The organism is Nonomuraea sp. N2-4H, from assembly GCF_045291505.1.
In the GTDB taxonomy this organism is placed as follows: Bacteria; Actinomycetota; Actinomycetes; order Streptosporangiales; family Streptosporangiaceae; genus Nonomuraea; species Nonomuraea fastidiosa.
This window is the reverse complement of record NZ_CP147987.1, coordinates 1,503,854-1,526,768: the sequence shown is the minus strand read 5'-3', so window position 1 is coordinate 1,526,768 and position 22,915 is coordinate 1,503,854. Positions and strand designations below refer to the sequence as shown.

Below are 22,915 nucleotides of genomic sequence, written 5' to 3'. Positions count from 1 at the left end.
GCGTGAACATCTGCGTCTTCTGCTCCGCCGCCGACCTCGACGACCGCTACACCGTGCCCGCCCGCGAGTTGGCGAAGCTGATCGGCGAGGGCGGCCACACATTGGTGTGGGGCGGCTCCGACTCGGGACTGATGAAGGTGATGGCCGACGGCGTGCAGGAGGCGGGCGGGCGGCTGGTGGGCATCTCGGTCGAGTTCCTCGCCCACCTGGCCCGTCCCGGCGCCGACGAGATGGTGATCACTCGTGACCTGGCCGAGCGCAAGGCGCGGTTGCTGGCCCGTGCCGACGCGTTCGTCGTCATGGTGGGCGGCAGCGGCACGCTCGACGAGGCCACCGAGATCCTTGAGCTGAAGAAGCACGGCATGCACGCCAAGCCCGTCGTGCTGCTCAACACGGCCGGCTTCTACGACGGGCTCAAGCAGCAGTTCGAGCGCATGGAGGCCGAGGGCTTCCTCCCCGTCCCCGTCACCGAGCTGGTGTTCTTCGCCGAGGACGCCGTCGGCGCCCTCGCCTATCTGGAGGAGCGGGCCGGCCTGCGGAGCTGACGTACGGGCTACTTCAGCTCGTGCTCCAAAAGGCCCATCATCAGGTAGTCGTAGCGCTTGCCGCGGGCGCGGAACGCCTCGCGGCGGCGTCCCTCCTCCACGAAGCCCACCTTCTTGTACGCCTGCACCGCCCGCACGTTGTCGGCCACCACCCACAGCATCAGGCGGTGCAGGCCCATCTCCTCGAACGCGTAGCGGCTTATCACGCGGACGGCGTCGGTGCCGTAGCCGCCGCCCCGGTAGCCGGGGTCGCCGATGGCGACGCTCTGCAGCACGGCCTCGCCGCGCACGAAGTCGGTGTCGCCGAGCGCGACGTAGCCGATGAACTTCTGCCCTTCCAGGGTCTCGATGCCGAGCTGCATCTGCTCGAACGTGTTGCGCGGCCGGTTCTGGCCCTTCTCCATGTTCTGGGCCAGCGAGATGGGCGGGCCGGCGTCCATCCACCGGCCGACCTCGGGATCGTGGTACCAGCGCCACATGGCCTCGCTGTCGGCGGGCTCCAGGGCCCGCAGCCGGACGAGCGCACCGGTGAGCATCGCGACATCCCCCTCATCGTCGGAGAACGCCAGGTCTACCAACCGGCCATGACGAGGGACAACGCATTTTCCCTCCAGCCCCCGGATAAGCGGAAGGGCATCGTCCGGTAAGCTGATTAAGCGGAATAACATCGTCCGCTAAGCCCGCGCATGCGCGCGATGAAGGAAGGCGAGACCCGTGAAAGCAGTGGTCATCCAGGAGTTCGGCCCGCCCGAGGGCATGGAGGTCGTCGAGCTGCCCGCCCCGGTCCCCGGCGAGGGGCAGGCGCTCGTCGCGGTCGAGGCCACCGGCGTCGCGGGCGCCGACGTGCTGATCCGCAGCGGCGCGCTCGCCGCGTACGGCTTCAAGCCCGGCCACATCCCCGGCGGCGAGATCGCCGGAACGGTGACGGCGGTCGGCCCGGGGGCGGATCCGGCGTGGGTGGGGCGGCGCGTGTGGGCGGCCACCGGAGTGGGCGGCGGCTATGCCGAGCAGGTCGCCGTGCCGGTCACGGCCCTGCACCACCTGCCCGGCGGGCTGGACGCCGTGGACGCCGTGGCGCTCGGCGGCGCGGGCGTGGTGGCGCACTTCGGCCTGCGGCACGCCCGGTTCGCGCCCGGCGAGTCGGTGCTGGTGCGCGGTGCCGCAGGAAGCCTCGGCATCATGACGGTGCAGCTCGCCGCGCGGCAGGGCGCGAGCGTGGTGGCCGTCACGACCTCATCGCGGGAACGCGGCGAACGCCTGCGCGGGCTCGGCGCGACGCACGTGCTCGACCGCTCAGGCGGCGGCGACCCGGACGCGCCCGGAACGTACGACGTGATCATCGACGTCGTCGCCGGTCCCGGGCTGCCCGCGTTCCTCACCCGGCTCAACCCGAACGGCCGCATGGTGGTGGTCGGCACCGTGGCGGGCCCGCCGCCCGCGGACTTCGGCATGGAGCTGCTCACGGCGTTCCAGCGGTCGCTGTCGTTCGCCACCTTCAGCGCGGCCACGGTGCCCGAGGGCGAGCGGCGCGAGGTGACCGCCCAGCAGCTCGCCGCCGCGAGCCGGGGCGAGCTGGCCGGCGTGGTGCACGGGGTGCTGCCCCTGGAGCGGGCTGTGGAGGCGCACCGCGCGATGGACGCGGGCGAGGTGTTCGGCAGGATCGTGCTCACCGCGGCGGGGAGCTGACCTCACACGCCGCAGGGCAGCTCCACCCGGACGACGGTCGGCCCTCCCGGCGGGCTGGAGACCTTGAACGTGCCGTCGTGCGCCTCGACCCGGCCCCGCATCCCGTCGAGGCCGGAGCCCGCGCGCGCGTCGGCGCCGCCGCGCCCGTCGTCCACGACCTGGAGATACAGCCGGTCGCCGCGGCGGCGCACCTGCACGGCCGCGCGGGCGGCGCCGCTGTGCTTGGCGATGTTGGTCAGCGCCTCGGCGACCACGAAGTAGGCGGTGGCCTCGACCGACGCGGCGGCCCTGACCGGCACGTCGGCGTCGACCCGGCAGGGGACGGGACAGGACGCGGCGAGCCCGGCGAGCGCGTCGGGCAGGCTCCGGTCGGTCAGCACGGGCGGCAGGATCTGCCGTACCACCTGGCGCAGCTCGGCGAGGCCCAGTTCGGCGGCGCTCTGCGCGCGTTCGAGCGGCTCCCTGGCGGTCGCGGGGTCGCGTTCGAGCGCCCGCAGCGCCGCCCCGAGCAGCACGTTGACCGTGACCAGCCGGTTCTGGGCGCCGTCGTGCAGGGCCCGCTCGATCCTGCGCAGCTCGGCGGCGTGCGCGTCGAGCGCGGCGGCGCGGGTGGCGGTGAGGTGCGCCACCCGCAGGGCCAGGTCGGCGTCAGGGTCGGGGGCGAGCAGCCGCCTGCCCGGCCATGCCTGCAGGCGGGCGAGGAGCGGCGAGACGGCGACGGTGACCGCGAGGTGGCCGGGTGTGAAGAGGATCACGGCGAGCGCGCTGGGCAGGTCGTCGACGATCCACAGCCCCAGTGCGGCGGTCGCCGCCTCGTCGGACGGCACCAGCCACCACCAGGCCCAGAAGGTCGCGTCCTGCACGGCGTGGATGGGGAAGGTGAGCCCGAGCAGGCCGACGAGCAGCCCGAAGGTGCCGTGCACGACCATCCAGGCCGCCTCGCGCCGCACCGTGGGGTCGCTCAGCGCGGGCTTCAGCCGGGCGAGCGGCGGCCCCGGCTCGACGAGGTCGGGCCCCCACTCGGACAGGCGGCGGCGCTCGCGGTCGGCCGCCTGGCGCAGGCCGCGCAGCGCCAGGGGCGCCAGCTTGCCGCCGAGGCCGATCAGGCAGCCGAGCAGCATGATGAGCACCAGCAGCGCGGTGAGCAGCGCGAGCACGGCGGTGCCGAACCCGGTGGCGAGCCGCTCAAGCGCGTCGATGGTGAGCCGGCCCCGGGCGAACGCGGCGCGCCGCAGCTTCAGCCGCCGATGTCCCCCGGTCGTGGCCGGCATGTGCTCCTCCTCACCGGATGCACGAGATCATCGTCGAACCGGGAGCAGCCTACACGGATCAGTGCGTTTCGGTCACGGCGCGTGTCAAGAAACGGTACCCCTGGCTATACCTGCATTGGGGCGTACGCGGGAACGACGCGAGGGGGTTCCGGCTGATGTGCTTGTCCTGTCCGTCAAGCAGACCTCCAAGGAATACCTACACATGGCTGTCGACAGCACCCCCGCCACCCAGGCTTCGCCGAGCCAGGGCGGGCTCGCAGGTTTCATCCGCCGCCGCCCGCTCATCAGCTTCTTCGTCCTGGCCAACCTGCTGAGCTGGGTGGCATGGACGCCGTACGCGCTCTCGAACCAGGGCCTCGGCATCTGGGACTTCGACTTCCCCGCCCTGCTCGGCACGACCCAGTTCCTCGGCGTGCTGCCGGGCGCCTACCTCGGCCCGATCTTCTCCGCCTACCTCGTGACGCGAATCACCGAGGGTAAGGAGGGGATCCGCCGCTGGGTCGGGCGCATGACCAAGTGGCGGGTGCGCTGGTTCTGGTACGTGATCACCGCCGTGGGCGTGCCGGTCACCCTCGTCATCACCTCGCTGGCACTCTCCGACGGCGCCGTGAAGATGCCGCCCGCGGCGGTGCTGGCCGCCTACATCCCCGGCCTGCTGATCCAGATGGTCACCACGGGCCTGGCCGAGGAGCCCGGCTGGCGTGACTTCGCGCTGGCCCGCATGCAGCGCAAGTACGGCCCGTTCGGCGCCACCATGATCCTCGGCCCGCTGTGGGGCATCTGGCACCTGCCGCTCTTCCTCACCGAGTGGGGCGGCTACCCCAACGTCACGCTGGAGCACGTCCTGGTGTTCATCGGCTTCGCCTGGTCGTTCAGCTTCGTGATCACCTGGGTGTTCAACCGCACCGGCCAGAGCCTGCCGCTGATCATCGTGCTGCACGTCAGCGTCAACAACTTCATGTCGATCGCCTTCTCGGACATGTTCCCGACGATCACCGACCCCGACACCGCCGGCATGGTCACCCTGCTCGCCGGCCTCGGCGGCGCCCTGGTGGTCCTGCTCCTCACCCGCGGCCGCCTCGGCTACAAGCCCGAGGAGGACCCGAGCGCCGCCCCCGCGCTCCAGGCCGTGAACGAGAACTGAACCAGCACTGAACGCGCGTAGCCGGGCGGGCGCGGAGGCCGTATGGGCTTCCGCGCCCGCCCGGCTACGCTGCGATCATGACGACCCACGAGCGGGAGATCACCGAGGCCGTCGACCTGTGCCTGCCGGACGGGCGGCTGAACCCCCGGGCGGTCGGCTGGACGCGCCGCCCGCTGCACCGGGCCAACCTGCGCGGCTGGGGCCGCACCAAGCGCTGGGAGTACTGGGGCGTGGTCACGCCGTCCCACGTGATCGGCCTGGTGGTGTCCTCGCTCGACTACGCCGGCGTGCACGGCCTGTACGTGCTGGACCGCGCGACCGGCGACGAGCACGTCAAGGACGCGGTGGTGCCGCTGGCGCGCGGGAGCGTGCTGCCGGAGCGCAGCGGCGAGGGCACCGCGTCGGCCCGCGCCCCGGGGCTGGCCGTCGATCTGGTGCAGCGGCCGGACGGCGCCTCGATCCGGGCCGTGACCGCGCAGGCCGAGGTCGAGCTCGATATCCCGCTGCCCGAAGACCACGAGTCGCTGGGCGTGGTGGTGCCGTGGGGGCCGCGGCGCTTTCAGTACACGGTCAAGGACGTCGGCCGTCCCGTACGCGGCCGGCTCAGGCTCGGCGCGGCCACGTACGAGATCGGCGGCCCTGATGCGTTCGCCGTGCTGGACCACGGGCGGGGGCGCTGGCCGTACCGGGCGGTGTGGAACTGGGCGGCGGGCAGCGCGCCCGGCCGGGCGATCCAGCTCGGCGGCAAGTGGACCGACGGCACCGGGATGACGGAGAACGCGCTGTTCCTCGACGGCCGGCTGCACAAGATCGGCGAGGAGCTCGCCTGGCAGTACGACCGCGGCGACTGGATGAAGCCGTGGCGGATCACCGGCGAGCGGGTGCAGGCGGTCTTCACGCCGTTCCACGAGCGCGTCGCCCGCACGGAGCTGGGCGTCGTGGGCTCCGAGACGCACCAGTGCTTCGGTCACTTCGGCGGGCGGGCGCGGGCCGACGACGGCACGTGGGTCGAGCTCGACGGCCTGACCGGCTGGGCGGAGGAGGCCCGCCAGCGCTGGTGACGGTCAGGCGCCGGGGTTGCGGCGGGCGATGGCGCCGTTGAGCGCGGCGGCGAACACCGTCCAGCCCGCGTACGGCGTCAGCAGCAGCGCGGCCTTCCTGTCGGCCGCCCAGGTCCTGCGGATGAGCAGCGCGTTGGAGGCGTTGAGCAGGAGGATCTCGGCGAGCGCCAGCCTTGGGGTGCGGGTGCGGAAGAACAGCGCGGGCCAGGCCGCGTTGAGCGCCAGATTGGCGGCGAGCGCGCGGGTGAACGCCTGTTTCCGCTCGGCGTCCGCGCGGGAGGCGGCGCGGGCGCCCGCGTACGCGATGAGCCCGTACAAGGGGGTCCAGACCAGCGGGAACGCCTGCGGGGGCGGCTGCCAGGACGGTTTCTTCAGCCGCTGGTACCAGGTGGAGCGGGGGTCGGTGCCGAGCGAGCCGGCGACGGCGGTGGCGGTGACCGCGAGCGCGGTCTTCAGCAGGACTTTGCCTTTCATGACCGTCCACTGCCCCGGCATCGGCGATCGACGCGCGGACGGAGGTTTCGGGCCCCGGGCCCGGGCGTGAACCGGCCCGGGGCGAGGGCGGGGTCCGGCCGGGGGGCGCCATTCCCGACGGCCAGGCCGTGGCCCGGCGGCCCTTTCCTTTCAGGGCCGCGAGTCCGGACGTGAGGAGCTGATCAGGCCGCCCCGCGCCCGGCGCGTACATGACAGCAAAGCCGCCTCGGAGGGGGCGAGGCGGCTTTCCCGATTGCGTTCAGAAGAACGCTCAGACAAGCCGTCGCCGCAGCTCAAGGAGGATGGCGGACGGCCTGCCGAGGCACGTGTCGCGCATTTCTCCCGCCTTTCTCCCGTCGCTGGACGCCTTCCACGATAGGCGGGCGATCAACGCCGCGGCCACCGATTTATTCGCCGGCGTCCCGTACGACGCTGTTTCCAGCGTTGTTTCCGAGGCTGTTTCCGGATGCATTGCCGACGCCGAGGCGGCTCTCCGGGGTTTCCACGCGGAAGCGCGGGAGCGAGTCGGGGTAGTTCTCCCTGATGTAGTTGACGAGGAATTCGCGCACGTCGCACTTGAGGTCCCACGCCGACGGCGAGTCGGCGGCGCTCATCAGGGCCCGCAGCTCGACCAGGCCGTTCTCGTGCACGTCGGTGACCTGGAGCGTCCAGTCCTTCTGGTCCCACAGGGCGTTCGTCTGCAGGAACTCATAGAGGGCGTCGCGCAGCTTGGGCACCGGCACCGACCAGTCCACCCGCAGGTACACCACGGCGAGCACGCGGCTGCCGTGCCGGGTCCAGTTCTCGAACGGGTTCTGCGTGAAGTACGACACCGGCAGCACCAGGCGGCGCTCGTCCCAGAGCCTGAGCACGACGTAGGTGAGCGTCAGCTCCTCGATGCGCCCCCACTCCTTCTCCACCACGACCACGTCGTCGATCCTGATCGCGTCGCTGAAGGCGAGCTGCAGCCCGGCCACCACGTTGCCGAGCGTGGGCTGGGCGGCGATGCCGACGATGGCGCCGGCGATGCCCGCCGAGGCGAGCAGACCGGCGCCGAGCGCCCGCACCTGCGGGAAGGAGAAGAGCATCGCGCCGATCGCGATGACGATGATGGCGGCGGCGGCGATGCGGCGGACCAGCGCGATCTGCGTCATGATGCGCCGGGCCCGCCGGTTGCGCTCACCCTCGACCCGGACGAGCCGTTCGAGCACGACGTCGGTCAGCGCGTACGTGGCCTGCACGATGAGCCAGGTGACGGCGGCGATGGTGACCAGGCCGAGCACCTGCTGGACGGTCCTGGCCAGGGCCCGCTCGCCCGGCGTGTCGCCGAACATGCCGGGCCCGAAGACCAGGTTGAACGCGACGACGGCGGCGGTCAGGAAGGCGGGCCACGTGCAGTGCTCCAGGAGGTGACGGGCCGGGTCCCATTTGCGGCTGGCCCTGCGAAGCAGCCGCCTGGCCACCTCCACCAGGAGGATCGAGCCGATCACCGAGATCCCGAGGATCGGCCAGTCCGCTGGAGAGTGCACGTTACCTGCCCCCTATGTCTTAGAACGTCTCGTCAAAGCTCACATTGCCCTCTACTGCCACTTGGTACGCCGAGACACGCCGTTCGAAGAAGTTGGCGAGTTCCTGGACGTCCTGCAATTCCATGAAGGCGAACGGATTGGCAGAACCGTACCTCTTGGGCAGACCCAGACGAACCAGTCGCTGGTCGGCCACGTATTCGAGGTAAAGGCGCATCTGCTCGACGCCCATGCCCGGCATGCCGTCGCCGCACAGGTCCTCGGCGAAGGCCAGCTCGGCGGCCACGGCCTCCTCCAGCATCTCCGTGACCTGCTTGCCCAGCTCGTCGTCGAACAGCTCGGGCTCCTCGGCCCGTACGGTGTCCACGACGCTGAAGGCGAACTCCATGTGCATGGACTCGTCCCTGAACACCCAGTTCGTCCCCGTGGCCAGGCCGCCGAGCAGCCCGCGCGAGCGGAACCAGTAGACGTAGGCGAAGGCGCCGTAGAAGAACAGGCCCTCGATGCAGGCGGCGAAGCAGATGAGGTTGAGCAGGAACTGGCGGCGCTGCGCGGCCGTCTCCAGCCGGTCCAGCCCCTGGATGGAGTCGATCCACTTGAAGCAGAACTCGGCCTTGTCGCGGATCGACGGGATGTGCTCGATCGCGGCGAACGCCTTGGCCCGCTCGTCCGGGTCCGGCAGGTACGTGTCGAGCAGCGTCAGGTAGAACTGCACGTGCACCGCCTCCTCGAAGAGCTGCCTGCTCAGGTACAGGCGCGCCTCGGGGGCGTTGACGTGCTGGTAGAGGTTGAGCACGAGGTTGTTGGCCACGATCGAGTCGCCGGTGGCGAAGAAGGCGACCAGCCGGTTGATCAGGTGCCGCTCCTGCGGCGTCATCTTCGCCAGGTCGGCGAGGTCGGAGTGCAGGTCCACCTCCTCGACCGTCCAGGTGTTGCGGATGGCGGCGCGGAAGCGCTCGTAGAAGGCGGGGTAGCGCATGGGCCGCAGGGTGAGGTCCATGCCGGGGTCGAGCAGCATCGTCGGGGCTCCTTACTGGCAGGCTTCGCAGGTCTCGGGGTTCTCAAGAGAGCAGGCCACCGCCTGCGCCGGGGGCGCGGCGACCGTGGTCTGCGCGATGCGCGTCGCGGGCCGCGAGCGCAGGTAGTAGGTGGTCTTCAGGCCCTTCTTCCAGGCGTAGGCGTACATCGACGAGAGCTTGCCGATGGTCGGGCTCGCCATGAACAGGTTGAGCGACTGCGACTGGTCGATGTACGGCTGCCGCGCGGCGGCCAGGTCGATGAGCGCCTTCTGCGGCAGCTCCCAGGCCGTGCGGTAGAGCTTCTTGAGGTCGCCGGGCACGGCAGGCACCTGCTGCACCGAGCCGTCGGCCCGCTTGATGTCGTCGCGCACCTGGTCGGTCCACAGCCCGCGCGCCTTCAGATCGGCCACCAGGTAGCGGTTGACCTGGAGGAACTCGCCCGACAGGGTCTCGCGCTTGAACACGTTGGACACCTGCGGCTCGATGCACTCGTAGCAGCCGGCGATCGAGGCGATGGTGGCGGTGGGGGCGATCGCGACCAGCAGCGAGTTGCGCAGGCCGGTCTCGGCGATCTTCGCGCGCAGCGCGTCCCAGCGCGGGCCGGTGGCCGCGCCGTAGTGGTCGGGGTGCAGCACTCCCCCGGCCGCCCTGGTCTCGTCGTACGAGGGGTGCCGGCCGCGCTCGGCCGCGAGGTCGGCCGAGGTGTCGTACGCGGCCAGCGCGATCTCCTCGGCGATCCTGGTGGACAGCTCGAGAGCCTGCGGCGAGTCGAACGGCAGCCGCAGCGTGAAGAACACGTCGGCGAGGCCCATCACGCCGAGCCCGATCGGCCGCCACCGCTTGTTGGCCGCCTCGGCCTGCGGCGTCGGGTAGAAGCCGAGGTCGATGGTGCGGTCGAGGACGCGTACGGCGGTGCGCACGGTGCGGCGCAGCCGCTGCCAGTCCATGTCACCGCCGTTCAGGTGGGCGGCCAGGTTGACCGAGCCGAGGTTGCACACCGCCGTCTCGGCGTCGCTGGTGACCTCCAGGATCTCGGTGCACAGGTTGGACAGGTGGATGACGTTCTCCGGGCGGGCCGTCTGGTTGGAGGTGCGGTTGGCGGCGTCCTTGAACGTCATCCAGCCGTTGCCGGTCTGGGCGAGGGTGCGCATCATGCGGCCGTACAGGGTGCGAGCGGGAATCTGCCGGACATATCGCCCGGCGGCCTCGTAAGCGCGATATCTCGCGTCGAACTCCTCCCCGTACAGGTCGGTGAGATCCGGCACCTCCTTCGGGTCGAACAGCGACCACATCTCGTCGGCCTCGACCCGGCGCATGAACTCGTCGGGCACCCAGTTGGCGAGGTTGAGGTTGTGGGTGCGGCGGGCGTCCTCGCCGGTGTTGTCGCGCAGCTCCAGGAACTCCTCGATGTCGGCGTGCCAGGTCTCCAGATAGACGCAGGCCGCGCCCTTGCGCCGGCCACCCTGGTTGACCGCCGCCACCGAGGCGTCGAGCGTGCGCAGCCACGGCACGATGCCGTTGGAGTGACCGTTGGTGCCCCTGATCAGCGAGCCGCGCGAGCGCACCCGGGTCCACGAGATGCCGATGCCGCCCGCGTACTTCGACAGCCTGGCCACCTGGCCGTACCGCTCGTAGATGGCCTCCAGCTCGTCGCGCGGCGAGTCGAGCAGGAAGCACGACGACAGCTGCGGGCGGCGCGCGCCGGAGTTGAACAGCGTGGGCGAGCTGGGCAGGTAGGACAGCGTGGACATCAGCGCGTACAGCTCGGCCGCCTCCGCGACGGTGCCGGAGAGCCCGCAGGCCACGCGCATGAAGAAGTGCTGGGGCCGCTCGAGCACCGCCCGCGTCTCGGGGTGGCGCAGCAGGTAGCGGTCGTAGACCGTACGGAGCCCGAAGTACTCGAAACGGGCGTCCGCCGCGTCCGAGACCAGCGCGTCCAGCTCGGCCGCGTGCGCGGCGACGAACTCGGCGAGGCGGTCCTGGATCAGCCCGGCCGCGTGCGTGGCGGCGATGGATTCGGAGAACGTCCGCACGCCCTGCCCGGCCGCCTCGTCGGCGATCTCCTCGGCCAGCAGCCCGGCGGCGACCCGGGAGTTGGCCGGATCGGCGATCACCCGGGCGGCGGCCTCCTCGATGGCCAGCCGGCGGTCAACCTCAACGATCTGGGTCACGTGCTCTCTCCCCTCGCGAGCCTCCCCTCGAAAGGCAGGCGAGAGCACGGCGGAGCGCGGCGCGGCGCGCCGATCCCGCGTGTGCCCGGCCCGCCCTCGAGGCCATGAACACTGCGCGCACGGGCGCACGGCCCGGCGCATCGCTGGCAGGTCTTCGGGCTCGCGGGCACGCTCCAGCTCCGTGGAGCACCTACTGGCCGTCGCTTCCCGGATCTCTCCAGTGCTGATGACGGCGGTCGTTCCCGCTCACCGCTGCGGGGCAGCCCCGGAATCTCACCGGGTTCCCTTTTGCTCCGCCTCCGATGAGGCGAACCAGCGACGAGCGAGATCCTACATCTAGTGGCCGTTCCCGCAACTACCCCAGCATGTTGTGGCTTTGGTCGTGTCGACCATGCCGAGGTCCCGCAGCACGGCGCGGGTGCGGGCCAGCTCGGTGTGCAGCCAGCGGGCGAAGTCGTCGCCGGCCAGCGGGATCGGCAGCCAGCCCGCGGCCCGGCAGGCGGCCTCCCACGCGGAGGAGCCGAGCACCTCGTCGCACATGTGCACGGCGGCCTCGCGGCCCTCCTCCGCCATGCCTTCCGGGCCGAACGCGCCCACCCAGTCGGAGAAGTCGACCCGCACGCCGCACTCCAGCAGGGTCGGCGCGTCCAGCTCGGGCAGACGGGTGGCCGACGAGACCGCAAGCGGCCTGATCCGCCTGCGCTCGATCCCGGCCCGCCAGGTGGACAGCGGACCCGCGGCGGCCACGGCCCTGCCGGACAGCAGCGCGGCCATGACCTCGCCACCGCTGGGGTAGCCGGTGTAGTCGACCTGCCGGGTGTCGGCGCCGAGCGCCCGCGCGATGAGACCGAACAGCAGGTGGTCGGGCTCGCCCGGCGAGCCGCCGGCCAGCCGGGTGCGCCCGGGGTCGGCCAGCATCCGCGCGCCGAAGTCGCCGAAGTCCTTCAGCGGCGAGCCGTCGGGGACGACCACGACCAGGGCCTCGCCGCTGAGCCTGGCGAGCGGGGTGGCGGTCTCGAGAATGCTCTGGCTGTTGTTGAGTTCGGCGGCGGCCGCCGCGGGCAGGCCGCTCAGTGCCAGGTCGAAGCCGCCGCCCGGCTGGTAGCCCACGGCCTGCGCCGCCCCGGCGAACGCCTGGCCGACCCGTTCCCAGCGCCGTCCGTCCGGCTTGAGCGTGAACCCGGCGACCGGCACGGCTCCCCCGGCCCGCTCGGTCCCGCAGCCGGCGACGGCGGCGGCCATGCCGAGGCCGCAGGCCAGAAAGCGCCGGCGGCGCATGTGCTTCTCCCCCGAAACCCCCATTACTCCAGGTTATTAACCCATTACGGCAGGCTATACACCGGGGTCACGGTCGTTATTCAAAATCGCTATAGTTCACGATTTTTCTTGATTTTTGGGCTTATTAGGCTTTACGGGCAACTCCGGCCATGAGGGACGACGGCAGCGACCAGTCCCCCACCAGCTTGGGCCGGTCCGGCCGCCAGTCCGTGGCCTGCACCAGGCCGGGCGGCTCCAGCGGGAAGTCGCCGAAGAACTCCCTGATCCGCGCGGGCGAGCGATCGGTCCCGCTGCCGGGGCGGGTGTACGACGGCTCGTCATCGTCGGCGCGGCCCGTCGTGGCGTGGGAGATCACCAGGTGGCTGCCCGGCGCCAGCCGCTCGCGCAGCGCCGCCACAGCCCCCTGCGGATCGTCGGAGTCGGGGATGAAGTGCAGGATCGACACCAGCAGCACCCCGACGGGACGGTCGAAGTCGAGGAACTCCCCCGCCTTGTCCAGCACGTCGCCGGGATCGAGCAGGTTCGCCTGAACGAAACGGGCCCTGCCCGGCGAGCGCCTGAGCAGGACCGCGGCGTGCGCCCGCACCACGGGGTCGCAGTCGACGTAGACCACCTTGGCCTCCGGCGCCACCTCGTGCGCGCTGCCCTGCGTGGGCAGCCCGCTGCCGAGGTCGAGGAACTGGTCGACCCCGGCGCGGGCGACGTAGCGTACGGCACGCTGAAGGAAGGCCCGGTTCGCGCGGGCCAGCGGGACCGCCTCCGGGATCAGCTCGGCGAGCTGATCGAGGGCCTGGCGATCGACCGCGAAGTTGTCCTTCCCGCCGAGCATGTAGTCATACATGCGTGCGGGATGGGGCCTGCGATGGTCGAACTGCCGCACACTTTGAATTTATGACGTCCGCGGCGATTTAACGATAGGCTGGGCCATTTTGGATTAGCTACTCCACCGTAACGCTCTTGGCAAGATTACGTGGCTTGTCGACGTCGCGGCCGAGTGCCACCGCGGCGTAGTAGGCGAAGAGCTGCAGCGGAATGGTCAGCAGGATCGGGTCCAGCTCGATCTCGTTCTTCGGGATGACGATGACGTCGTCGGCCAGCTTGGGGTCGGGCTCGCGGTGGCCCACCATGAGCACCTGGCCGCCGCGGGCGCGGATCTCGCCGAGCGTGGTGAGGTTCTTGTCGAGCAGCTCGTCGTCTGGGACGATCGCGACCGTCGGCATGTCCGGGCCGATGAGCGCGAGCGGCCCGTGCTTGAGCTCGCTCGCCGGATACGCCTCGGCGTGCACGTACGAGATCTCCTTGAGCTTCTGCGCGCCCTCGCGCGCCACCGGGTAGCCGCGCACGCGCCCGACGAACATCATGCTCGGGTGCGGGGCGTACTTCTTGGCCAGCGCGGCGATGTGGTCGCTCTGCCCGAGTATCTGCTCGATCTGGCCGGGCAGGCGGCGCAGGCCCTCGACGATGCGCCGGCCGTCGGCGGGCGACAGGTCGCGCACCCGGCCGAGGTGCAGCGCGAGCAGCGCGAACGCCAGGCAGGTCGAGGTGAACGCCTTGGTCGAGGCCACCGAGACCTCGGGGCCCGCGTGCAGGTAGATGCCGCCGTCCACCTCGCGCGCGATGGCGCTGCCGACGGCGTTGACGATGCCGATGACCCGGCCGCCCTTGCGCTTGAGCTCCTGCACGGCGGCCAGCGTGTCGTAGGTCTCGCCCGACTGGCTGATCGCGACGTAGAGGGTGTCGGGGTCCACGACGGGGTTGCGGTAGCGGAACTCGCTGGCCGGCTCGGCGTCGGACGGGATGCGTGCCAGCTCCTCGATGAGCTGCGCCCCGATCTGCCCCGAGTAGTACGCCGACCCGCACCCGATGATCTTCACGCGGCGGAAGCCGCGGGTCTCGCGGGCGTCCATGTTGAGCCCGCCCAGGTGGGCCACGTGGAAGCGCTCGTCCAGCCGCCCGCTCATCGTCCTGGTGATGGTCTCGGGCTGTTCGGAGATCTCCTTGAGCAGGTAGTGCTCGTAGCCGCCGGTGTCGTAGTGCCCCGCGTCCCAGTCGACGGTCAGCGGCTCCTTGGCCGTCTCGCGGGCGTCGCTGGAGAAGGTGTGGAAGCCGTCGGCCTTGATCACCGCCAGCTCGCCGTCCTCCAGGTGCACGACCTGGCGGGTGTAGCGGACCAGCGCGGCCACGTCGGAGGCGGCGAACATCTCCTTCTCGCCGATGCCCAGCACGATCGGGCTGCCGTTGCGGGCCACGACCACCTCGCCGGGCCGCTCGGCGTCGATCACCGCGATGCCGTAGGTGCCGACGACGCTCTTGAGCGTCTTCCTGACGGCCTCCTCCAGCGTCTCGTTCTCGTCGACGGCGTGGGCGATCAGGTGGGCGAGCACCTCGGTGTCGGTCTCGGACGCGAACACCACGCCGTCGGCCTCCAGCTTGGCGCGCAGCTCGGCGGCGTTCTCGATGATGCCGTTGTGCACGACCGCGATGCGCTCGTCGGCCGACAGGTGGGGGTGCGCGTTGACGTCACTCGGCACGCCGTGGGTGGCCCACCGCGTGTGCCCGATGCCGAGGCCGCCCTTGAATCGCGCCGGCACCACCTTGGCCAGGTCGGCGACCCGGCCCTTGACCTTGCGTACCTTCAGCCCCTTGTTGGACACCACGATTCCGGCCGAGTCGTAGCCCCGGTATTCCAGCCGCTGCAGCCCCTCCAGCAAGATGGGCGCGGCGTCCTTGGGGCCGACATAGGCCACGATTCCGCACATCGAGGTCTCCTTCTCATCCGTAGACGATCCTGCGGAGCTGCCTGAGGGACAGCTCCGGAGCCGCGACCCTGCGGCTCCGTAACTCCGAGGCGATCCGGGGGAAGATCTCGTCGTTGGTCAGGCCGCGCGCCTTCAGCTCGCCGTGCCGGCGCCTGACGAACTCCTCCGTGGACTCGGAGAAGTAGGCCAGCACGTCGGCGATCACGCGGGCGGCCTCGCCGGGGCCGAGCGGGCTCGTCCGCGTGAGGTGCGCGATGAGATCTTCGTACGGATGCCGTGCCGTGGACACAGACGAGGACCATACGGCTCTGGAACGAGACACGCCAACATCCTGCCCGATATCGGGCAGGAAATGCGCCGAGCGGTGTCGGCCGATCACTCTCACATGATCAAGATGCCACGTTCGCCGCGAGATCAGGCTGATCACATGCGTATCAACCGACCCGTCTGACACATCCCTTTCTGGGAATGGTTACGCTGAGTAGTCATATCGTGACGTTCCTGGGGAGATGTACATGCAGCTCTGGCTCGCCGCCGGCCTGGTCGCCGGCGTCCTCACCGTGCCGGCCGGCCTCCCCCTCACGACCTCGCCGGCCACCACCTCCGCACCCGTAGCCGCGGCGGCGACGGGCCGCCAGGCGGACTTCGCCGCCGCAGCCCGGGAGTACGGGGTGCCGGAGAGCGTGCTGCTCGCGGTGTCGTACCTGGAGTCGCGGTGGGACGCCAACGGCGGGCGGCCCAGCACCGCCGGCGGTTACGGCCCGATGCACCTGGTGGACGCCTTCCCTGCCGGCGCCGCCGGTCATGAGCACCTCGGCGACGGGCACGCCGACCCGCGCGGCGACGAGAGCAGGCCGATGTCCCCCAAGGTCGACGCCATCACCCACGCGGCGATGCGCACCGCCGCCGCCCGGCAGCCCACCACGCTGCCGGAGGCGGCCAAGCTCGCCGGGCTGCCCGAGGAACTGCTGCGCCGCGACCCGGCCGCCAACATCCGCGCAGGCGCCGCCCTGCTCGCCTCCTACCAGGACCGCCCCAGCACCGACCCGGCCGACTGGCACGCCGCGGTCGCCAAGTACGCCGGGGCCGGCGATCCGAAGTCGGCCAGGGCGTTCGCCGACGAGGTGTTCGCGGTGATGCGGGAGGGCGCGCGGCGGCGTACCGACGACGGGCACGTGGTGGAGCTCGACCCCATCCCCGACCTGCAGCCCGACACCATCTGGGACCCCGCCGCGTTCCCCGAGCTCGCCGACCCGGGCGACTTCGTCTCCGGCGATGACCTCCCCGAGCTCGACGAGGAGGACGAGCCCGGCACGCCCAAGGGGCACACGGCGGGCGGCAAGGCCGAATGCCCCGCCTCGCTGCACTGCGAGTGGATGCCCGCCGCGCACAGGCGCTTCGGCAAGAAGAAGAACCGCGACTACGGCAACCACGACCGCCTGTCGCGCAAGCGCTCGGTCGACTACATCGTCATCCACGACACCGAGGGCGGCTACCAGGGCATCCCCTCCCTCATCCGCAACCCCAAGTACGTGAGCTGGCACTACACGATCCGCTCCCGCGACGGGCACGTGGCCCAGCACGTCGCCACCAACGACATCGCCTGGCACGCCGGCAACTGGGACGTCAACACCCGCTCCATCGGCATCGAGCACGAGGGCTACCTGGCCAAGGGCGGCACCTGGTACACCGAGGCGATGTACCGGTCGTCGGCCCGCCTGGTGCGCTACCTCGCCGCCAAATACCGCATCCCGCTCGACCGCGCCCACATCCTCGGCCACGACAACGTGCCGGGGACGACGCCCGCGACCGTGGCGGGCATGCACGAGGACCCCGGCCCGTACTGGGACTGGGCGCACTACTTCGAGCTGATGAAGAAGCCGTTCAAGGCGGCCAAGAACGGCAACTCGATCATCATCAGGCCCGACTACGACAGCAACCGGCCGCGCTTCACCGGCTGCGAGGCCACCAAGCCCGACAAGGCGTGCCCGTCGCACGGCGCCTCCACCGTCTGGCTGCACAAGTCACCCAGCCACAGCGCGCCGCTGGTGAACGACATCGGCAAGCATCCGGGCAAGCCGAGCACGTACAGCGTGTACGACCACAGCGCCCGCGCCTCCACCGGCCAGCGCTACGCCGTCGCCGAACGCAAGGGCGACTGGACGGCCATCTGGTACCTGGGGCAGAAGGCGTGGTTCCACAACCCGGCCGCCAAGCCGACCGCGATCCCCGCCAAGGGCCCGCTCGTCACGCCCATCTCGGGGGCGGTCAAGGTGTACGGCCGCGCCTACCCCGAGAGGTCGGCCTACACCAAGGCGTCGCCGCAGCCGCTGACGCCGCTCAAGTACAAGATCCCGCCGGGGCAGACGTACACGGTGGGCGACACGATCACCGGCACCCACTACTCCGCCAACGCCTTCCGGCCTTCCAAGCACGTCACCACCACCGGCAAGACCCGCTACCACCAGATCCAGCTCGGGCACCGGGTGATGTTCGTGATGGCATCGGACGTACGGCTGGTGGATCCGAAGGCCTGACGCCGGCGCCTCACCGTCACGAACGGGCGATCGGCCGGCCACGAAGCGGCGATCCACCGCCGCGAATCGGCGATCGATCGCCGCGAATCGGTTTTCGACGGCCCGCGATGCGCACGGGCACTCCGTGGAGACGATATGGTTTTCCCGTGAGCCCGGCGCATCGCCGCCGGAGCAGACACGCGGAAGTGGCTCAGGGGTAGAGCATCACCTTGCCAAGGTGAGGGTCGCGGGTTCGAATCCCGTCTTCCGCTCGGAGCGTGACTCCTGGTGGAGTGGCCGAGAGGCGAGGCAGCGGCCTGCAAAGCCGTCTACACGGGTTCAAATCCCGTCTCCACCTCGGCCGGTCTTCGGAGCCTTCGGGATCCGGTAAAATAAAGACCAACGCCTCGCGGAAGTGGCTCAGGGGTAGAGCATCACCTTGCCAAGGTGAGGGTCGCGGGTTCGAATCCCGTCTTCCGCTCTGAGTGACAACTCAATATGGACGATTAGCTCAGCGGGAGAGCGCTTCCCTGACACGGAAGAGGTCACTGGTTCAATCCCAGTATCGTCCACACGTCCCGCACCGAGGCCCCAGGCGATGTTCCTGGGGCTTTTCGCTGTCGTAAGGGGCGGTGCCCGGTGGGTGGAGCCGCCGAGCCCATGCCACCGTACGACGCGCACGAGTCGCTGCCGTTCTCACCCGCACCGGCCGAAGGCCATGCCTGCCGTCCAGACGCGGCGCGCCGCCCGCGCTGCCCTGCCTGCTTTCCGGGCCGCCCGCACTTGCCCCGCCTGCTTTCTGGGCCGCCCGCACTTGCCCGCTTGCCTTCTGGGCCGCCCGCACTTGCCCGCTTGCCTTCTGGGCCGCCCGCACTTGCCCGCTTGCCTTCTGGGCCGCCCGCACTTGCCCGCCTGCCTTCTGGGCCGTCTCCTCCGGCAGTCCTGTGCAGGCGCTCGAGCAGCGGGCGATCGGTCTGCGGCGTGCCGCCGTCCGGCCGCCCGGACGTACGACGAGGAATCGGCCACCCGGCGGCGGTCTACGGCGGACACCACGCACCGGCCACCTGGCCGCGCAGCGAAATCGCTCGCCTTACCGGCGGACATTCCGCTGTAATCCACCTCATGCAGATCACCTCGGAGACCGTCACCGACGGCATCCGCGAGCAGCTTTTCACCATCGGAGACGTCCCCGGGGTGCTCTGGACGCCCGCCGAGGGATCCGGTCCTCGGCCGCTGGTCCTCATCGGGCACGGCGGCGGTTCGCACAAAAAGGGCTGGGAGGTCGTCTCCCGGGCCTTCCCGTACGTCACCGCCTGCGGCTTCGCGGTCGCCGCCATCGACGCTCCCGGCACCGGGGACAGGCCCGAGCACCCGGAGATCCGGCGGCTCGTCGCGGAGATCCAGGAACGCGAGGCCGCAGGCGAGCCCTTCGGCCCGGCCTGGCCCGAGCTCAACGAGGTCGTGGCGGCCGAGCTGATCCCCGACTGGCAGACCACCCTGGACGCACTCCAGCAGCTCGGCTCCGTCGGCGACGACCGGCCCATCGGCTACTACGGGCTTTCACAGGGCGGCGAGATGGGCATCCGCCTCGTCGCGGCCGAGCCCCGGATCACGGCGGCCGTGCTCGGCCTCGTCGGCAGCGAATGGCTCATCGGCACCGCGGCGAAGATCACGGTTCCGGTGGAGTTCCTGCTGCAGTGGGACGACGAGAGCAATCCGCGGGACGCGGTGATGCGCCTGTACGACGCGCTCGGCTCCGCCGAGAAGACCCTGCACGCCAACCCCGGCGGCCACTTCCGCGTCCCGCCGTTCGAGATCGACAGCTCGATCCGCTTCTTCGCCCGGCACCTGGGAGGCCCAGCGACCTAGATGGCGATCACCGTCTCCACGCCTCGCGCCGCGAACGGCTCCAGGAGGTCGTCCGTGGCGGATGCGTCCGTGACAAGCGTCCAGCGGTCCGGCATGCGGGCCCAGGCGTGGAACGGGCGGCGGCCCAGCTTCGCGGCGTGGACCAGGACGTAGACGTGCTGGGAGCGGGCCATCATCAGCTCCTTGAGCCGGGTCTGCTGGAGGCTCGCCTCGCAGATGCCGTCCTCGGCCGTCACCCCGTCCGCGCCCAGGAACGCCCGGTCGAACGTCATCCGGCTCAGCGCCGCCTCCGCGAGCGGGCCCACGAAGCCCTGGCTGACGTGCCGCAATGTACCGCCGAGGCATTCGACGTGCACGCCGGTCGCGCCCACCAGCTCCTGCAGTGCGGTCAGGCCCGTGGTCGCCACCGTCAGGTCGGCGGCGTTGCGCAGCTCGTGGGCCAGGGCCCCGGTGGTCGAGCCCGAGTCGAGCAGGATCGTCTCGCCCGGGCGGACCTGCGCCGCCGCCCAGCTCGCGATGGCCCGCTTGGCCTCGAACGCCTCCCCGATGCGCTGCCGCAGCGACGCCTCCGGGTGGGTCACCACCGCCATCGCGCCGCCGTACGTGCGGGCCAGGAGCCCGGCCGCCTTGAGGTGGGCCAGGTCGCGGCGGATGGTGGACTGCGTGACGCCCAGCCGGGCCGCCAGCTCCTCGACGCTGGCCAGGCCGGTTTCGGTGGCCAGGCGTACGATCTCGTCTCGCCGCGCGTCCGCTCCCCGTCCTTTCGGCCCTCGTCCCTTCACCTCCTGCCTCTTCGCCACCGGCCCCTTCGCTACCTGCCTTCCCGGCTTCTGCCCCTTGGGCTCCGGCGCCGCTGGCCCTCGCCCCTTGGGCCCTTGCGCTGTGAGCCCCTGCATCTCGGCCCCCTGTGTTTGAGGCTCCTGATCCTTGGGCCCCTGTCCCTTGGGCTCTTGATCCTTGGGCCCCTGCACACTGAGCCCCTGCGCCGTGACCCCCTGCGTCTTAGGTTTTCGCGCCATGGGCGTTTGCGCCCTTGCAGGCTGCTCCCCGCGCTCTGGCCCGTCGCGGTCCGCGTCCTCTCAGCACGATCCTTCGCAGGTTGCTCCCCGGCGGCTCGATCCCCCGTGGTCCGCCCGTTCAGCCCCTTCTGCGCTCCCCCGGCGGCGTCCCCGACCAGCGTCGGGCGGGGGTGTGGTGATGGGGCCGTCATGACGTCTGCGCCTGGGAGAGTTCGGCGGCCTGGCGGAGGGCTTCGATCATGCTGCCGGGGTCCGCGAGGCCCTTGCCCGCGATGTCGAACGCGGTCCCATGGTCCACGGAGGTCCTGATCACGGGCAGGCCGACGGTGATGTTGACGCCCGCCTCCAGGCCGAGAATCTTGACGGGGCCGTGTCCCTGGTCGTGGTACATGGCCACGATGAGGTCGTAGTCGCCGCGTCCGGCCAGGAAGAAGGCGGTGTCGGCGGGGAGCGGCCCGTGCACGTCCATGCCCTCGGCCCGCAGACGTTCGACGGCGGGCACGATCTTCTCCTCCTCCTCGCCGTACCCGAACAGGCCGTTCTCGCCCGCGTGCGGGTTGATGCCGCACACGCCGATCTTGGGACGCTCCAGGCCGGTGCCGCGCATGGCCGCCTCGCCGCGCCGGATCGTCCGTTCGACCAGGCCGGGCTCGATGCGCGCGACCGCGTCGATGAGGCCGATGTGGGTGGTGACGTGGATGACCTTGACCTTGGCGGTCGAGAGCATCATCGACACCTCTTCTGTGCCGGTCAGGTGGGCGAGCAGCTCGGTGTGGCCGGGGTAGATGTGTCCGGCGGCGTGCAGGGCCTCCTTGTTGAGCGGGGCCGTGCAGATCGCCTGCACCTGGCCGGACATCGCCAGCTCCGCGGCCAGCCGTACGTACTCGTAGGCCGCGTTGCCCGCGACCGCCGACACCTCGCCCCACGGCAGGTCGGCCGGGAGCAGGCCGGGGTCGATGACGTTGATGCGGCCAGGCTCGAACACCGCGTCCGCCACCCCGTCCACCGTCTCCACCCTGGCGGTCACGCCGAGGATGCCGGCGGCCTGGCGCAGGCGTCCGGCGTCGCCGATGACGAGCGGGCGGCAGAACGCGGCCGGTTCGGGGGCGTTCAGCGCGCCGACGATGACTTCGGGACCGACGCCGGAGCCGTCCCCCATGGTGAGGGCGATCAGAGGTGTGCTCATGTGTGCCTTTCGAAGTGGTGTGGCGCGAGGTGGGCGGTCATGCGCAGCAGGCTGTCGCGGCCGCCGAAGCCGCCCGGCCTGGTGATGACCGCGTGGCCCTGGGGCGTGTGGCAGTGGACGGCGCCGTGGTGCACCTGTCCGACCGGGGTCAGCTCGCGGACGCCGAGCGCGTCGAGGACTCTTCTGGCCGTCCCGCCGCCGGTCATGACGAGGTTCGCGGGCCGGTCGCCGAGGGCGTCCTGAACGATCTCCTCCAAGGCGTCGGGCAGGGGGCCCGAGGTGGTGAGCACCGTGGGCCCCGTGTCCAGGGCTCGGCGTAAGCGTGGCGCTGTGATGTCCGGTGGCTCGGCCGGGTCCAGGGCGACCTGCTGAACGCCGTACCGGATCAACAGCTCGACCTGGTCGGACACGCCGGGGTGTGCGGTCCCGACGATGACCAGCAGGGGCGCGCCGGGAGGCGGCCCCTCGGGCGGCGGCGGGTGGCCCTCGCCGTCCGATCCCCCGTCGCGGGCGCGGGCCAGGGCGGTGGCGAGGCCGCCGGCTCCCACCAGGCGGGTACGCGGGTCGGCGGCGAACGCGGCGGCCACCACCGCGTCGAGGTCGGCGTCCGTCTCCGCGTCGCAGATCGCCACCCGGCCCGCCGCGCCGAACGCCCGCGCGAGCGCCTCCGTCAGGGTGGGGTGACCGGCGCGGACGGTGGCGAGGGGTATGTGCGTGAAGGGGTGGCCGTCGAGCGCTTCGGCGACCGTCCTGGGTGCGGGCCTGGGCTCGATGTGCCATGTGCGCGTTTCGCGCAGCGGGACGCCTTGGACGTACGGCACTCCGTCCACGACCGTGCGGCCGGCTGACGGCAGTGCGGGGGCCATGACCACGGGCGCGTCGAGGGAGGCGGCGGCGACGGTGGCGGCGACGTTCCCGCGCAGCAGCGAGTCGATCTTGATGAGGACGGTACGGCCGTCCGCGTCCGCGAGTGCCGCCCGTACCAGGGCTTTCGCGTCGGGGTGATAGCGGGTGCCGAGGTCGCCGACCAGCACCGGCGGCGCGGACGTGAACGGCGGCCCGGACAGCGCGATCAGCGCGGCGCCGGCGGCGGGCATGAGCACAGCGGCCGTCTCCGCCGCCCCGGTCAGATCGTCGGCCAGCACCAGCACCGCATCCGCTTGTGCGCGAATCACGCAACCAGCATTGCACGAAACGCGCAAATCATGCCACAGTGGCGGAAGGGCGGCGTGCTCGGAAGCCGGTTGGACGCCGATCGGGCTCGCCGTGCACGTGGGTCATCCGCTGCCGGGACCGATGTCCGGCCTGCCACGCATGCGGGTTCCGGCGTCCGGGGCGTCCTTCGCGCGGGCTCCGGACGGCGGGATCCTGGCACGGTGGCGGCGAGCAGC

Annotated in this window: 19 protein-coding genes, 4 tRNA genes and 1 riboswitch; of the genes, 10 read left to right on the top strand and 13 right to left on the bottom strand. The window is 71.2% G+C overall.

Annotated features, from left to right (window positions below; translation table 11 throughout):
* The first annotated feature begins 2 nt into the window (after positions 1-2).
* Positions 3-545 carry a TIGR00730 family Rossman fold protein gene (locus WBK31_RS06950; RefSeq protein WP_364066446.1) on the top strand — a complete coding sequence of 181 codons (543 nt, stop codon included), beginning with the start codon at positions 3-5 and terminating at the stop codon, positions 543-545.
* 8 nt (positions 546-553) lie between these two features.
* On the opposite strand, the gene WBK31_RS06945 is transcribed toward WBK31_RS06950, so the two are convergent.
* Positions 554-1,081, bottom strand: a complete 528-nt coding sequence (locus WBK31_RS06945) for a GNAT family N-acetyltransferase (protein WP_378784241.1) — start codon at positions 1,079-1,081, stop codon at positions 554-556.
* Positions 1,082-1,259: 178 nt separating this feature from the next.
* Between WBK31_RS06945 and WBK31_RS06940 the strand changes: the two genes are divergently transcribed.
* Positions 1,260-2,231 carry a zinc-binding dehydrogenase gene (locus WBK31_RS06940; RefSeq protein ID WP_378784243.1) on the top strand — a complete coding sequence of 324 codons (972 nt, stop codon included), beginning with the start codon at positions 1,260-1,262 and terminating at the stop codon, positions 2,229-2,231.
* Between the two features lie 2 nt (positions 2,232-2,233).
* On the opposite strand, the gene WBK31_RS06935 is transcribed toward WBK31_RS06940, so the two are convergent.
* On the bottom strand, positions 2,234-3,502 hold the full coding sequence (locus tag WBK31_RS06935; RefSeq protein ID WP_406674496.1) for a sensor histidine kinase: 1,269 nt from the start codon (positions 3,500-3,502) through the stop codon (positions 2,234-2,236).
* Positions 3,503-3,704: 202 nt separating this feature from the next.
* Between WBK31_RS06935 and WBK31_RS06930 the strand changes: the two genes are divergently transcribed.
* On the top strand, positions 3,705-4,646 hold the full coding sequence (locus tag WBK31_RS06930; protein ID WP_364066458.1) for a type II CAAX endopeptidase family protein: 942 nt from the start codon (positions 3,705-3,707) through the stop codon (positions 4,644-4,646).
* A gap of 77 nt (positions 4,647-4,723) precedes the next feature.
* Positions 4,724-5,707: a DUF2804 domain-containing protein gene (locus WBK31_RS06925; RefSeq protein ID WP_364066461.1), complete on the top strand. Its 984-nt coding sequence runs from the start codon at positions 4,724-4,726 to the stop codon at positions 5,705-5,707.
* Between the two features lie 3 nt (positions 5,708-5,710).
* Here the strand turns inward: WBK31_RS06925 and WBK31_RS06920 are convergent, their stop codons facing one another.
* From WBK31_RS06920 to WBK31_RS06885, 8 genes are all read right to left on the bottom strand, one after another.
* Positions 5,711-6,181 carry a TspO/MBR family protein gene (locus WBK31_RS06920; RefSeq protein WP_364066464.1) on the bottom strand — a complete coding sequence of 157 codons (471 nt, stop codon included), beginning with the start codon at positions 6,179-6,181 and terminating at the stop codon, positions 5,711-5,713.
* Between the two features lie 407 nt (positions 6,182-6,588).
* Positions 6,589-7,710 carry a mechanosensitive ion channel domain-containing protein gene (locus WBK31_RS06915; RefSeq protein WP_364066467.1) on the bottom strand — a complete coding sequence of 374 codons (1,122 nt, stop codon included), beginning with the start codon at positions 7,708-7,710 and terminating at the stop codon, positions 6,589-6,591.
* 19 nt (positions 7,711-7,729) lie between these two features.
* A complete protein-coding gene (locus WBK31_RS06910; protein WP_364066470.1) occupies positions 7,730-8,725 on the bottom strand; it encodes a ribonucleotide-diphosphate reductase subunit beta in 996 nt (331 codons plus the stop codon).
* Positions 8,726-8,737: 12 nt separating this feature from the next.
* Positions 8,738-10,897 carry a ribonucleoside-diphosphate reductase subunit alpha gene (locus tag WBK31_RS06905; RefSeq protein WP_406674495.1) on the bottom strand — a complete coding sequence of 720 codons (2,160 nt, stop codon included), beginning with the start codon at positions 10,895-10,897 and terminating at the stop codon, positions 8,738-8,740.
* A 127-nt stretch (positions 10,898-11,024) separates the two neighbouring features.
* Positions 11,025-11,229, bottom strand: a riboswitch (cobalamin riboswitch).
* 4 nt (positions 11,230-11,233) lie between these two features.
* Entirely contained in the window at positions 11,234-12,199 is a 966-nt protein-coding gene (locus tag WBK31_RS06900) for a tripartite tricarboxylate transporter substrate-binding protein (protein ID WP_364066476.1), read from the bottom strand.
* A 100-nt stretch (positions 12,200-12,299) separates the two neighbouring features.
* Entirely contained in the window at positions 12,300-13,055 is a 756-nt protein-coding gene (locus tag WBK31_RS06895; protein WP_364066479.1) for an SAM-dependent methyltransferase, read from the bottom strand.
* 58 nt (positions 13,056-13,113) lie between these two features.
* Complete coding sequence (gene glmS, locus WBK31_RS06890; RefSeq protein ID WP_364066481.1) at positions 13,114-14,934, bottom strand: glutamine--fructose-6-phosphate transaminase (isomerizing); 1,821 nt, start codon at positions 14,932-14,934, stop codon at positions 13,114-13,116.
* Between the two features lie 13 nt (positions 14,935-14,947).
* A complete protein-coding gene (locus tag WBK31_RS06885) occupies positions 14,948-15,223 on the bottom strand; it encodes a hypothetical protein (protein ID WP_364066484.1) in 276 nt (91 codons plus the stop codon).
* A 226-nt stretch (positions 15,224-15,449) separates the two neighbouring features.
* Between WBK31_RS06885 and WBK31_RS06880 the strand changes: the two genes are divergently transcribed.
* From WBK31_RS06880 to WBK31_RS06855, 6 genes are all read left to right on the top strand, one after another.
* On the top strand, positions 15,450-17,471 hold the full coding sequence (locus WBK31_RS06880) for an N-acetylmuramoyl-L-alanine amidase (protein WP_406674494.1): 2,022 nt from the start codon (positions 15,450-15,452) through the stop codon (positions 17,469-17,471).
* A gap of 179 nt (positions 17,472-17,650) precedes the next feature.
* A tRNA-Gly gene (locus WBK31_RS06875) sits at positions 17,651-17,722 on the top strand.
* A 15-nt stretch (positions 17,723-17,737) separates the two neighbouring features.
* Positions 17,738-17,808, top strand: a tRNA-Cys gene (locus WBK31_RS06870).
* Positions 17,809-17,859: 51 nt separating this feature from the next.
* Positions 17,860-17,931: transfer RNA gene (locus WBK31_RS06865), tRNA-Gly, on the top strand.
* A gap of 19 nt (positions 17,932-17,950) precedes the next feature.
* Positions 17,951-18,022 (top strand) — tRNA-Val (locus WBK31_RS06860).
* A 550-nt stretch (positions 18,023-18,572) separates the two neighbouring features.
* Positions 18,573-19,319, top strand: a complete 747-nt coding sequence (locus tag WBK31_RS06855) for an alpha/beta fold hydrolase (RefSeq protein WP_364066490.1) — start codon at positions 18,573-18,575, stop codon at positions 19,317-19,319.
* Here the strand turns inward: WBK31_RS06855 and WBK31_RS06850 are convergent.
* The 3 genes from WBK31_RS06850 to WBK31_RS06840 all read right to left on the bottom strand — a co-directional run bounded on the left by WBK31_RS06850 (position 19,316) and on the right by WBK31_RS06840 (position 22,699).
* On the bottom strand, positions 19,316-20,119 hold the full coding sequence (locus tag WBK31_RS06850; RefSeq protein WP_378784251.1) for a DeoR/GlpR family DNA-binding transcription regulator: 804 nt from the start codon (positions 20,117-20,119) through the stop codon (positions 19,316-19,318). The two genes, WBK31_RS06855 and WBK31_RS06850, sit on opposite strands and share 4 nt — an antisense overlap.
* 406 nt (positions 20,120-20,525) lie before the next feature.
* The gene (gene pdxA / locus WBK31_RS06845) at positions 20,526-21,524 is read right to left on the bottom strand and encodes a 4-hydroxythreonine-4-phosphate dehydrogenase PdxA (RefSeq protein WP_364066494.1); all 999 of its coding nucleotides are present in this window, start codon (positions 21,522-21,524) and stop codon (positions 20,526-20,528) included.
* Entirely contained in the window at positions 21,521-22,699 is a 1,179-nt protein-coding gene (locus tag WBK31_RS06840) for a four-carbon acid sugar kinase family protein (protein WP_378784253.1), read from the bottom strand. Before WBK31_RS06840 ends, pdxA begins: the two co-directional genes overlap by 4 nt.
* Between the last annotated feature and the right edge of the window lie 216 nt (positions 22,700-22,915).

Excerpts from the sequence above, each read along its gene's own strand:
- WBK31_RS06945 (WP_378784241.1), bottom strand. The coding sequence starts at position 1,081 with ATGCTCACCGGTGCGCTCGTCCGGCTGCGGGCCCTGGAGCCCGCCGAC.
- WBK31_RS06935 (WP_406674496.1), bottom strand. The coding sequence starts at position 3,502 with ATGCCGGCCACGACCGGGGGACATCGGCGGCTGAAGCTGCGGCGCGCC.
- WBK31_RS06930 (WP_364066458.1), top strand. The coding sequence starts at position 3,705 with ATGGCTGTCGACAGCACCCCCGCCACCCAGGCTTCGCCGAGCCAGGGC.
- WBK31_RS06925 (WP_364066461.1), top strand. The coding sequence starts at position 4,724 with ATGACGACCCACGAGCGGGAGATCACCGAGGCCGTCGACCTGTGCCTG.
- WBK31_RS06920 (WP_364066464.1), bottom strand. The coding sequence starts at position 6,181 with ATGAAAGGCAAAGTCCTGCTGAAGACCGCGCTCGCGGTCACCGCCACC.
- WBK31_RS06910 (WP_364066470.1), bottom strand. The coding sequence starts at position 8,725 with ATGCTGCTCGACCCCGGCATGGACCTCACCCTGCGGCCCATGCGCTAC.
- WBK31_RS06900 (WP_364066476.1), bottom strand. The coding sequence starts at position 12,199 with ATGGGGGTTTCGGGGGAGAAGCACATGCGCCGCCGGCGCTTTCTGGCC.
- glmS (WP_364066481.1), bottom strand. The coding sequence starts at position 14,934 with ATGTGCGGAATCGTGGCCTATGTCGGCCCCAAGGACGCCGCGCCCATC.
- WBK31_RS06880 (WP_406674494.1), top strand. The coding sequence starts at position 15,450 with ATGCAGCTCTGGCTCGCCGCCGGCCTGGTCGCCGGCGTCCTCACCGTG.
- WBK31_RS06855 (WP_364066490.1), top strand. The coding sequence starts at position 18,573 with ATGCAGATCACCTCGGAGACCGTCACCGACGGCATCCGCGAGCAGCTT.
- pdxA (WP_364066494.1), bottom strand. The coding sequence starts at position 21,524 with ATGAGCACACCTCTGATCGCCCTCACCATGGGGGACGGCTCCGGCGTC.